The organism is Micromonospora sp. NPDC051296, from assembly GCF_040682255.1.
In the GTDB taxonomy this organism is placed as follows: Bacteria; Actinomycetota; Actinomycetes; order Mycobacteriales; family Micromonosporaceae; genus Micromonospora; species Micromonospora craterilacus.
Genome location: NZ_JBFBAO010000244.1, coordinates 1 through 10,830, shown reverse-complemented (window position 1 = coordinate 10,830; position 10,830 = coordinate 1). Strand labels below are relative to the sequence as shown.

At 71.4% G+C, this 10,830-nt stretch carries 11 protein-coding genes; 8 read left to right on the top strand and 3 right to left on the bottom strand.

The window, feature by feature from the left end:
- Window positions 1–62 precede the first annotated feature (62 nt).
- Window positions 63–3,068, top strand: coding sequence for a family 16 glycoside hydrolase (locus tag AB0M52_RS23105; protein WP_363957176.1), 3,006 nt, complete (start codon window positions 63–65; stop codon window positions 3,066–3,068).
- Between the two features lie 88 nt (window positions 3,069–3,156).
- Here the strand turns inward: AB0M52_RS23105 and AB0M52_RS23100 are convergent, their stop codons facing one another.
- On the bottom strand, window positions 3,157–3,603 hold the full coding sequence (locus AB0M52_RS23100) for an NUDIX domain-containing protein (protein ID WP_363957173.1): 447 nt from the start codon (window positions 3,601–3,603) through the stop codon (window positions 3,157–3,159).
- A 178-nt stretch (window positions 3,604–3,781) separates the two neighbouring features.
- Here AB0M52_RS23100 and AB0M52_RS23095 point away from each other — a divergent pair, with 178 nt between their 5' ends.
- The gene (locus tag AB0M52_RS23095; protein WP_363957171.1) at window positions 3,782–4,111 is read left to right on the top strand and encodes a putative quinol monooxygenase; all 330 of its coding nucleotides are present in this window, start codon (window positions 3,782–3,784) and stop codon (window positions 4,109–4,111) included.
- A 55-nt stretch (window positions 4,112–4,166) separates the two neighbouring features.
- On the opposite strand, the gene AB0M52_RS23090 is transcribed toward AB0M52_RS23095, so the two are convergent.
- Together AB0M52_RS23090 and AB0M52_RS23085 are read right to left on the bottom strand one after the other, a co-directional pair.
- Entirely contained in the window at window positions 4,167–4,499 is a 333-nt protein-coding gene (locus tag AB0M52_RS23090; protein WP_363957168.1) for a nuclear transport factor 2 family protein, read from the bottom strand.
- 85 nt (window positions 4,500–4,584) lie between these two features.
- Complete coding sequence (locus AB0M52_RS23085) at window positions 4,585–5,007, bottom strand: VOC family protein (RefSeq protein ID WP_363957165.1); 423 nt, start codon at window positions 5,005–5,007, stop codon at window positions 4,585–4,587.
- Window positions 5,008–5,176: 169 nt separating this feature from the next.
- Here AB0M52_RS23085 and AB0M52_RS23080 point away from each other — a divergent pair, with 169 nt between their 5' ends.
- The 6 genes from AB0M52_RS23080 to AB0M52_RS23055 form a co-directional block, all read left to right on the top strand.
- Entirely contained in the window at window positions 5,177–6,406 is a 1,230-nt protein-coding gene (locus tag AB0M52_RS23080) for a helix-turn-helix domain-containing protein (RefSeq protein ID WP_363957163.1), read from the top strand.
- 127 nt (window positions 6,407–6,533) lie between these two features.
- Complete coding sequence (locus tag AB0M52_RS23075) at window positions 6,534–7,367, top strand: carbohydrate ABC transporter permease (protein ID WP_363957159.1); 834 nt, start codon at window positions 6,534–6,536, stop codon at window positions 7,365–7,367.
- Window positions 7,364–8,647 carry a sugar ABC transporter substrate-binding protein gene (locus tag AB0M52_RS23070; RefSeq protein ID WP_363957156.1) on the top strand — a complete coding sequence of 428 codons (1,284 nt, stop codon included), beginning with the start codon at window positions 7,364–7,366 and terminating at the stop codon, window positions 8,645–8,647. The genes AB0M52_RS23075 and AB0M52_RS23070 overlap by 4 nt, the downstream gene beginning before the upstream one ends.
- Window positions 8,644–9,651, top strand: coding sequence for an ABC transporter ATP-binding protein (locus AB0M52_RS23065; RefSeq protein ID WP_363957153.1), 1,008 nt, complete (start codon window positions 8,644–8,646; stop codon window positions 9,649–9,651). Before AB0M52_RS23070 ends, AB0M52_RS23065 begins: the two co-directional genes overlap by 4 nt.
- Complete coding sequence (locus tag AB0M52_RS23060) at window positions 9,648–10,523, top strand: sugar ABC transporter permease (protein WP_363957150.1); 876 nt, start codon at window positions 9,648–9,650, stop codon at window positions 10,521–10,523. The genes AB0M52_RS23065 and AB0M52_RS23060 overlap by 4 nt, the downstream gene beginning before the upstream one ends.
- Before the next feature lie 17 nt (window positions 10,524–10,540).
- On the top strand, window positions 10,541–10,830 hold a 290-nt coding region (locus AB0M52_RS23055; protein ID WP_363957147.1), incomplete at its 3' end, for a hypothetical protein.

Below are 10,830 nucleotides of genomic sequence, written 5' to 3'. Positions count from 1 at the left end.
GTCCAGGGAAGGAAGGTGCACCGCCCCTTCACGGCCGGGCCCCCACCAAACAGGAGGAACCTTTGACCGCACCGACCCGATGGCGCGGGCGCCGTCGCGCCGCGCTCGCGGCTGCGGGTGCCGCGCTGGCGACCCTGCTCGCCGCCGCCCCCGTCACCTCGGCCACGGCCGCACCCGTCCCCGCCGACGTCCCGCCGCAGGAACCCGGCGTCACCCTGCGCTCGTACGACATGAACGTTCCGCTGGCGGCACTGTGCACCCTCAAGCCCGCCCAGACGCCGAACGTCGACAAGCTCATGCCGCAGATCAACTGGACCACCACCGACCAGTTCGGCCTGTCCGACCGATTCATCACCCACGTCATCGCGAACCTCGCCGTGCCGACCGACGGCGACTACACGTTCCGGCTCACCAGCGACGACGGGTCCCGCCTCACGATCGGCGGTCAGCTCGTCGTCGACCACGACGGCCTGCACGCCGAGACGTCCCGAGAGGGATCGGTGACCCTGAGCGCCGGTCTGCACCCGTTGTTCGTCGAGTACTTCGAGAACGGCGGCGACCAGGTGCTGCGGCTCGAGTGGCGGCCCCCCGGCGCCGACGGCTTCGCGCTCGTGCCGACCGCCGCGCTGAGCACCGACGCCGGCGTCGTACGCGTCACCGCCCCCGGGTGGAAGTACTGCGAGGGCGCGACCGACGCGGCCGGCGACGGCCTGCCGCTCGACCGGGTGCATCCGGGCTACACCCTCACCGACCTGCGCCCCGAGGGGTTCCGGCCGCAAGTCACCGGCATGGCCTTCAGGCCCGACGGCGACCTGGTTATCTCGACCTGGGGCGGCACCGACAACGCGACCGGCGAGATCTACGTGGTCGAGAGCGTCACCGGCCAGACCACGCCCGAGCAGGTTACGTACCGCAAGTTCGCGGAAGGGCTCCGCGAACCCCAAGGCGTGGCGGTGGTCGACGGCACGGTCTACGTCAGCCAGAAGCACGAGCTGACGGCCTTGCGCGACACCGACGGCGACGGCCAAGCGGACGACTACAAGACGGTGGCGACCTGGCCGTGGGGCGGCAACTTCCACGAGTTCGCGTTCGGCCTGCTCTACCGGGACGGGTACTTCCACCTCAACCTCTCGGTGGCAATCAACTACGGTGGCGCCACCACCGTGCCGCAGCCCGCGCCGAACCGTGGTACCTCGATCAAGGTGAACGCCAAGACCGGCAAGATCACCTACGTCGCCGGAGGGCTACGCACCCCCAACGGGATCGGGTGGGGGCCGCGCGGCGAGGTCTTCGTCACGGACAACCAGGGCGGCTGGCTGCCCGCGTCCAAGCTGGTCGAAATCCAGGATGGCGCGTTCTACAACCACTACACGACGCCCGCGGGCCCGTTCGACGACAAGCCCGTCACGCGTCCCATCGTCTGGCTCCCGCAGAACGAGATCGGTAACTCACCGTCCACCCCGGTGCTGCTGAAGCAGGGCCCATACGCGGGGCAGGTGGTCGTCGGCGATGTGACCTACGGCGGCCTCCAGCGCGTGTTCCTCGAGAAGATCGAAGGGCAGTACCAGGGTGCCGTCTTCCGGCACACCCAGGGCCTGGAGGCCGGCGTCAACGAGGTCACCCTCGGCCCCGACGGCGCGATCTACGTGGGTGGCCTGGGCGCCGGCGGCAACTGGGGTCAGGAGGGCAAGCTCACCTACGGCCTGCAGAAGCTTTCGCCCAACGGCACCTCGGTCTTCGAGGTCAAGCAGATGCGCGCCTCGCATGTCGGATTCGAGCTGGAGTACACCAAGCCACTGTCGGCCGAGACCGCACAGCAGCTCGCCGACGCGTACCAGGTGACGCAGTGGCGCTACGGCGCCACCAGCCAGTACGGCGGGCCCAAGCTCGAGCTGGAGACACTCACGGTGAGCAAGGCCGAGCTGTCGGGCGACCGCCGTACCGTCAAGCTGAAGATCCCGGGCCTGAAGGAGAGCCGCGTGGTGCACGTACGCTCCCCGCGTCCGTTCTCATCCGCTGACGGCGAGGAGCTGTGGAACACTGAGGCCTGGTACACGCTCAACGAGATCCCGGGCCGAGTGGTGCAGCCGCAGACGTTCTTCGAGGCCGAGGAGGGCCGAACGGTCGCTGTCGGCATGGCCACCGACCACGCCGCCTACTCCGGTGCCGGCTTCGCCGCCGGTTTCGCCTCGGACGGCTCGTCGACCCGCATCTCCGTAGACGTTCGCGAGGCCGGCACGTACGACCTGGCGATGCGCTACAGCAACGGCCCGAACCCCTACTCGGGTCAGAAGCAACTGAGCCTGTATGTCAACGGTGAACGGATCGAACAGACGGTCTTCCCCTCCACCGTCACCTGGAAGGAGTGGGCCACCGTCATCACCACCGTGCCCCTGAACAAGGGCCGCAACCTGGTCGAGTACCGCAAGGAGGCCGCGGACTCCGGACACGTCAACCTCGATGTGCTCGCCGTCCGGCCGCACGGCAAGCGCATCACGCTGTTCAACGGCGGCGACCTCACCGAGTGGCAGCACACCGACGGACGCGAGCCCGAGTGGGCGGTCGCCAACGGCGCCATGACGGTACGCAACGGGGATCTGCGCACGGTGCAGGCATTCGGCGACTTCCGCCTGCACGTCGAGTTCAACCTGCCGCTGTACCCGCCGGACGTGACCGGCCAGGCACGGGCCAACAGCGGTGTGTACCTGCAGGACCGCTACGAGATCCAGGTGCTGGACTCGTTCGGCATCGACCCGCCGCAGACCAACGACGCCGCGGCCATCTACCAGCAGAAGGCCCCCGACGTGAACGCGGCGCGGCCGCCGCAGACCTGGCAGACATACGACATCGTCTACCGGCAGGCCCGCTACGACGCGGCCGGCAACAAAATCGAGAACCCGCGCGTCACCCTCGTCTGGAACGGCGTCACGGTGCACGACGACGTCGAGATCCTGGGCCTGACCGGCGGCAGCCGGCCCGAGGGTCCGGCGACGGGCGCGATCCGGCTGCAGGACCACGGCGACCCGGTCCAGTACCGCAACATCTGGATCGAGCCGCTTGACCCGTAGTTTCGCCCGCGGCCAGCACGCGGACGGCCGGGACCCGGGGTTCCCCGGCCCGGCCGCCCGCATGGCGGCCGCCTCAGCACCCGGCGCGTCACCATCCACGCAATGTCAACGAGTCGCCTCGTGCGATTGCCGCCAGCCCTTCTGTCACGTAGTCGGCGAGGTCCGACGGCAGCGCCGAAGCCTCCACCCAGCACAGCTCGCTGCATTTGCCGGGCTCGGCGATGAACGGCTCGCCGCTCCAGCGATCTACCGAGAAGAACAGGTGGAAGTATTCACGACCTTCGGAGTGCTCCGGCGCGGAGTGCATGAGCAGTGCAAGACGGCAGCTCTGCGGATCAGCCTCGATCCCGAGTTCCTCCCGCAGTTCCCGCACGAGACCCGTGACCGCATCCTCACCGCCGTCAAGATGTCCGGCCGGCAGGCTGAGCTGACCGTCGCGGTAGCCGGTCGCCGAACGGCGGATAAGCAGTACCCGCTTCCGGTCACGGAGAATGCCGTAGACGGCAGCGGCGACGCGAAAAGGCTCAGCGGGCACGCCCAGACCCTATGCCCGCCCGGCATCGCCTTCACGCTCGCCGCCCCTTAGGCGGCGACACCCCACGGCTGCACCGACGGCTGATCACCCGGGGCGGGCCGTGACGCCGGTCCACCGGCGGATACGGTGGAACGGCAATCGGTGCCACGCGGGGCAACCCGGGACGGGAGACCTTCAAATGATCTTCATTACCGCGAAGTTCCGGGTGCTGCCCGAACACGCCGACCAGTGGCCGGAGATCGCCGCCGACTTCACTGCGGCCACCCGCGCTGAGCCGGGCTGCCTGTGGTTCGACTGGTCCCGCAGCGTCGACGACCCGACCGAGTACGTGCTGGTCGAGGCGTTCCGCAACGGGGATGCCGGTGCCGCGCACGTGCAGTCCGAGCACTTCAAGCAGGCGCAGCAGACCTTGCCGCCGCACCTCGCCGAGACGCCCCGCATCGTCAACTTCACGATTCCGCAAGACGACTGGTCCGAACTCGGCGAGATGGAAGTACCCGGGCGCTGACCGCCGCCGTGCCCGGTCGGTCGGACGGGCAGGGTGGTGTAACGGACCCGCTCCGCTACGGTCGGATGTCCAGGGCGCCGATCAGGCCGTCGCGGATCGTGAAGCGGTGCCGCAGCCGGACCGGGCTGCCCGGGAAGGTGCCCGTGACGAGGGTGGTCACCACGAAGTTGCCGCCGGCCTCCTCCTCGACCTGCTCCGGTACGGCGTCGTAGGCGAACTCGGCGGCGGTCCGCTCGCGCCAGGCGCGGATCGCTGCCGGCCCCTCGTACGTCTGGTCCTCGTCGGCGACGATCGCGTTGTCGGCGAAACAGGCGACGAAGGCGTCGATGTCCGTTTCGCCGATCACCCGGTAGTAACGGTCGATCACGTCGGGAACCGTGGCCGTCATGTGCCAACTCCTCGGTCGGGACGCATGGGCGCGTCGCGGGTCGTCGCGCGTGGGTTACCACGAATGCGCCCCGATAGGCATCTGCTCAGTCGAAGTCGGCCGGGGTGGACTCCCGCGGCTCCACCAGCACCAGCCAGTTGCCGGAGTTGTCCCGGGCCACGGCCTCCACCCCGTACGGGCGCTCCTCCGGCTCCTGGAGGAACTCCACTCCCTTGGCCCGCAGCTCGTCGTACGTCTTGCGGCAGTCGTCGACGCCCAGGCCGATGCCGAAGAGGCTGCCCTCGTCCTGCGCCCGGCGGAACATGCCGGCCACCTCCGGCGACAGCGGCGGCCCGGGCACGGTCAGGTTCACCTGCAGCTCGGGCTGGCTGGGGTGCTTGCTGATGCCGGCGACCGCCGCGACGGCCGCGAGATCCAGCGCCTCGGTGTAGTGGCGGTCCAGGTGGTCGCGGGCCCGTCGCAGGTGCACCAGCAGATCACCCGGAACCCGCAGGGGTGAAGGGCTCATCACCGTCGAGCCTAGGCACCAGATCCGACGCCGGAGGCCGTAACACCCAGTATCCGTAACGGACGGGCCTGGTCGGGCGCTCTCTACCAGTGTAGACAGGATCCTGATCATGATGGCCGGGCCGAGCCGTTCCCGAGCGCCGTGGTCTGGCTCAGTGGAAGGGGGCCTGGTGCGGGTCGAACTGCAACGCATCGTCGATGCCGTCGCCGCCCATGCCGGCCGTCCCGCCCTGATCGAGGACCGACGGCAGCGCGTCGTCGTCTACAGCGAACAGACCGGGCCGGTGGACGAGGTCCGCCGGGCGTCCATCCTGCGCCGGCAGACCGTCCCCGAGGTGATCGCCTGGCTCCGCGACTTCGGCATCGCCGACGCCCGGGCGGCGGTTCGTACGCCGGCCTGCCCGGAGCTGGACCTGATGCCCCGGCTGTGCGTGCCGGTGCGCCACCACGACCTGCTGCTCGGGTTCGTCTGGTTCATCGACTCCGACGGCACCATGGCCGACGTCGACCTGGCGGCGACCGGGCTGCTCAAGGAGCTGTCCCTGGCCCTGTACCGGGAGAACCTGCTCGGTGAACTGGCCGCGCAGAGCGAGGCCGAGGCGGCGTGGACGCTGCTCGCCGACAGCCCGGACACCCGCGACCAGGCGGTCCGGGCGCTGCTGGAAGCGGGGATGATCGCCGCGGACGGGCCACGGATCGCGCTCGTCGCCCGTCTCGTCGCGCCCCGGCAGCGGCAGCCGGACGAGCGGGCCCGGATCGCCCTGGAGCAGTCGCTGGTGGCGGCCCGACGGCGGGCCGGCACCCGGGAGGCGCTGCACCTGGTCCGGCACGACCACGGGGTGCTGCTGCTGCCCGCCGAACCGTCGGCCGGCCGGCCCACCCCGGAGGTCGCCGCCCGGCATCTCGACGACGACCTGCAACACGTCACCCGGAGCCTCGGCTCGGTGGAGCGGACCGTGGTCGGGGTCGGCCAGACCAGGCCGCGCCTGGCCGACGTCGTCGAGTCGTACGCCGAGGCGCTGCACGCCGCACGGATCGGCGCGCAACTGCCGACGCTGGGCCGGGTGGTGCTCTGGTCGGGCCTGGGCATCTACCGCGTGCTGGCCCGCCTCGGCGAGCAGCAGCTCACGGTGGCCGACGTCCACCCGGGGCTGGCGCGGCTGCTGCCCGCACCGGGCAACCAGGCGCTGCTGGCGACGCTGGAGCGGTACCTGGACCTGGCGGGCAACGCCCACGCCACCGCGGCCGAGCTGCGGCTGCACCGCACCACGCTCTACTACCGCCTGCAACGCATCGAGGAACTCGCCGGCACCGACCTCAAGGACGGCGCCGAGCGGCTCTGCCTGCACCTGGCGTTGAAGCTGGCCCGGTTGACCGGCCATCACCGGCCGGAGGCGTGACCGGCTCCGACAGGCGTAGCAGGCCGGAATGAAGATCTTCGACAGGTGCCCGATGACCGGGCGGCACAGCGGTCCATAGGTTCGGCGGGGCCCGAGATTCGGGCCGTCACCGGATTGGGGGTAGTGCGTGGTCGGGCGCTGGCTCGGGCGGTACGTTCTGCCCGCCCTCGTCGCGGCGCTCTTCGTCGCCCCGCTGTGGTTCATGGTGGTCGGCTCGCTGCGGCCGACCGGTTCCCCGCCGCCCCGCACGCTGGAGCTGTGGCCGGCAGAACCCACCACGGCCGCGTACGCCCGCCTGCCGGAGCTGGTCCCGCTGTTCCGCTATCTGGCGAACTCCGCGCTGGTGGTGGCGCTGGCCGTGCCGCTGACCGTGCTGGTCGCCTCGCTTACCGGGTTCGGGCTGCGGCTGTTGTCCCGCCCCGCACGGCGGCGCGCACTGATCGGGCTGCTGGTGCTGCTGCTGGTGCCGGTCACCGCCGTGTGGGCGACCCGGTTCGAGGTGTTCCGGCTGGCCGGGGTCGTCAACACGTACCTGCCGCTGCTGGCACCGGCGGCGCTGGCCGTCAGCCCGTTCCTGGTCCTGCTGTACGCGTGGAGCTTCGGCGGCGTGCCGGACAGCCAGTTGCAGGCGGCCCGGCTGGAGGGCGCCGGATGGCTCACCATCTGGCGGCGGCTGGCGCTGCCGCAGGTCAAGCCGGCGACGCTCGCCGTGGCGGTGCTGGCCTTCACCTTCCACTGGGCCAACTTCATCGACCCGCTGCTCTACCTGACCAGCGGTGACCGCTACACCTGGCCCCTCGGGCTGCGGTTCCTCCTGCTGCTCAACCCCACTGACTGGCCGCTGCTGATGGCCGGCAGCGTGGTCGCCACCGCGCCGTGCGTGCTGGTGTTCCTGCTGGCACAGCGGGTCCTGCTGGCCGACGACCCGTTGGCGGCGCTTCGATCGAAAGGACGACCATGACCCCGACCTGGCGGCGCGCCTGCGCGGCCCTGCTCACCGTCGCACTCGCCACCGCCGGTTGCACCTCCGGTGACGGGAAGGCGGACCGGCCCGGCATCACGGTGGTGCTGTTCGGCGACGCCGAGGAGGTCGCGGGCTACCGCAGCCTGGTCGCCGACTTCACCGACGCCAACCCGGACATGGACGTCACCCTGTCCCCGGTGGCCACCCAGGACGAGCTGATGGCGCGGCTCACCACCTCGTTCGCCGGGGGCCAACCGCCGGACGTGTTCCTGATGAACTACCGCCGGTACGGGCAGTTCGCCGGGCAGGGCGCGATCGAGCCGGCGCAGTCGTACCTGGACGCCAGCAGCGCGATCAAGGAGAGCGACTTCAGCCCGCGCGCGTTGGACGCCTTCCGGTTCGACGGGAAGGAACTGACCTGCCTGCCGCAGAACCTGTCCTCGCTGGTCGTCTACTACAACGCCGACCTGTTCCAGGCCGCCGGCGTCGCCACGCCGGCACCCGGCTGGACCTGGGACGACTTCCTGGCCGCCGGGAAGGCGCTGACCCGCGACGGCCGGTACGGGGTCGGCGTGGAGGCGTCCATCGCCCGGCTCGCGCCGTTCGTCTGGTCCAACCGCGGTGAGCTGGTCGACGACGAGAACCGGCCGACCACGCTGACGCTGCGCGAGGACCCGGCCGCCCGCGAGGCCGTCGACTGGTTCCTCGACCTGCAACTGCGCCACCGGGTCGTCCCGCCAGACGCGGAGGAGCAGAGCGAGTCCAGCGAGGCCCGCTTCCTGCGCGGCACCCTCGGCATGTACCTGAGCAGCCGGGTCGCCGTGCCCACCCTGCGGACCATCACCGGGTTCACCTGGGACGTCGCGTCGCTGCCGGTCGCACCGGGCGGGGTGCCGGCGTCGATCCTGCACAGCGACGCGTACTGCATGAGCGCCGGTCTGCCGGACCACCGGCCGGCGTGGCGGTTCATCGAGTACGCGATGGGTGCCAGCGGGCAGCAGACGCTCGCCGAGTCGGGCCGGACCGTCCCGTCCCGGCTGGACGTGGCCGGCTCGCCGGCGTTCCTGGACCCGGCCAAGCCGCCGCGCTCGTCGCAGGTCTTCCTCGACGCCGAACCGCACCTGCGCGCCACCCCGCGCACCGCCACCTGGGCTCGAGTCGAGAAGGAGGCGAACAAGCTGCTGGAGGAGGTGTTCTACGGCCGGGTCGACCGGGAGGAGGGGCTGCGCGTGCTGGAGGAGACCGTCCGTCCACTGTTCACGCCGGCGGGCAAGTGACCGAGCCTCGAGGCACCATCCGGCTGGCGGCGCTGACCCGAACGTACGGAAAGACCACCGCTGTCGACGGCATCGACCTGGAGGTGCGGGCCGGGGAGCTGATCACCCTGGTCGGGCCCTCCGGGTCGGGCAAGTCGACGATCCTGCGGCTGATCGCCGGGCTGGACCGACCCGACGGCGGCCAGGTCCTGGTCGACGGCACGGACGTCGCCGCGGTGCCGCCGCACCGGCGCGCGGTGGCGATGGTCTTCCAGGACTATGCGCTCTTTCCGCACCTCACCGTGCTGGGCAACCTGACCTTCGGGCTGCGGGTGCGCCGGGTCCGGCGGGCCGAGGCCGACCGGCGGGCCTGCGCCGCCGCTGAGCGGCTCGGCATCGGCGACCTGCTGGAGCGCTACCCCGACCAGATGTCCGGCGGCCAGCGCCAGCGGGTGGCGCTGGCCCGGGCGCTGCTGCGCGACCCCAGCGTCTACCTGCTCGACGAGCCCCTGGCCAGCCTGGACGCGCAGCTGCGCTTCGCCACCCGGGCGGATCTGCTCGCCCTGCACCGGGAGCTGCGCACCACCACCATCCACGTCACGCACGACCAGCACGAGGCGATGACCCTCGGCGACCGGGTGGTCGTCCTCGCCGACGGGCGGGTGCGCCAGGTCGGCCCACCCCAGCAGGTGTACGACGAGCCGGCCGACACCTTCGTCGCCGGGTTCCTCGGCAGCCCGCCGATGAACCTGGTCCCCGGCGGCGGGGTGCTCGGCGGCGATCCGGCGCTGACGCTCGGCGTACGCCCGGAGGACCTGACGCTCGACGACGCGGGGCCCCTCACCGCGACCGTCGAGGCGGTGGAGGCGCTGGGCAGCGAGGCGATCCTGCTGACCCGCTGCCCGGACGGCACCCGGCTGATCGTCCGCACCGGCCCCCGCCCCGGTGTCGCCCCCGGCGACGAGGTACGGCTGCGCGCCGACCGGCTGCACCGGTTCGACGCGGCCACCGGACGGCGCCGGTGAGCCGCCCCCGCCCACCGCTGACCGGCTGGGCGTTCCTCGCCCCGTACGCGATCGCGGTGGCCCTGCTGGTCGCGGTGCCGGCGCTGCTCAACGTGGGGTACGCGTTCACCGACCACACCGGACTGACCCGCGACCCGCAGTTCACCGGGCTGGCGAACGTCCGCCGGCTGTTCGACGACCGGTTCCTGCTGGACAGCCTGGAGGCGTCGCTGTTCCACGTGGCGCTGGCCGTACCGGTGCGGTTCCTCGCCGCGGTGGGGCTCGGCCTGCTGCTCGCCGCCCCGCGTCCCGGCGGGCGCTGGTTCCGCACCGCCGTCTACCTGCCCACGGTCATCCCGGACGTGGCGCTGGCGGTGCTTTTCCTGTGGGTGCTCAACCCGTTGTACGGGCCGCTGAACCAGTTCCTCGGGCTGTTCGGGCATGCCGGGTACAACTGGCTCGCCGATCCGACCACCGCGCGCATCGGCGTGGTGCTGATGCTCGCCTTCCCGATCGGCGAGGGGTTCATCGTGGTCCTCGCCGCGCGCCGGCTGCTCGACGGCCGGCTGTACCAGGCGGCGGCGCTGGAGGGCTGCGGGCCGTTCGGGCAGCTGCGCCGGCTCACCCTGCCGCTGCTGGCGCCGGTGCTGGTGCTGCTGGCGGTGCGGGACATCATCCTCACCCTGCAGGTCAACTTCGTGCCGGCGTACGTGCTCACCGACGGCCGGCCGGCCAACGCCACCCTGTACCTACCGGTCTACATCTTCGACCAGGTCTTCGAGTTCTCCGGCTTCGCGTACGGCTCGCTGGTGACGATCCTGCTGATGCTGATCACCGCTGTGATCATCACCGGGCTGCTGATCGCCGTCCGACGGTGGCGGGTGCTGCGATGAAGTGGCATCCTGCTGCGGTGAGATTCCGGGCCCTCGTCGCCGCCGTCGCCGTGCTCCCCCTGCTGGCCGCCTGCGGCGGCGGTACGCCGGCAGCGACCGGCGGCCCACGGGACATGCTGGCGAACCTGCCCAGCTGCGACCGGGTGCCGCTGGACCAGGATCCGGAGGTCACCGCCGACGTGCCGGGGCTGATGCTGCCCGACGGCGCCCGGTGTACCTGGCGAACTGGGGCACCCGCCAGCTCATGCTGCGGCTACCGAAACACGTGCTCGACTCCGCCACGATCGCCCGCTACTGCCAGGGCGAC

What these genes read in the sequence shown, in the direction of transcription:
- AB0M52_RS23095 (WP_363957171.1), top strand. Translation starts at nt 3,782, where the DNA reads ATGATCTTCATTACCGCGAAGTTCCGGGTGCTGCCCGAACACGCCGAC.
- AB0M52_RS23090 (WP_363957168.1), bottom strand. Translation starts at nt 4,499, where the DNA reads ATGACGGCCACGGTTCCCGACGTGATCGACCGTTACTACCGGGTGATC.
- AB0M52_RS23085 (WP_363957165.1), bottom strand. Translation starts at nt 5,007, where the DNA reads ATGAGCCCTTCACCCCTGCGGGTTCCGGGTGATCTGCTGGTGCACCTG.
- AB0M52_RS23070 (WP_363957156.1), top strand. Translation starts at nt 7,364, where the DNA reads ATGACCCCGACCTGGCGGCGCGCCTGCGCGGCCCTGCTCACCGTCGCA.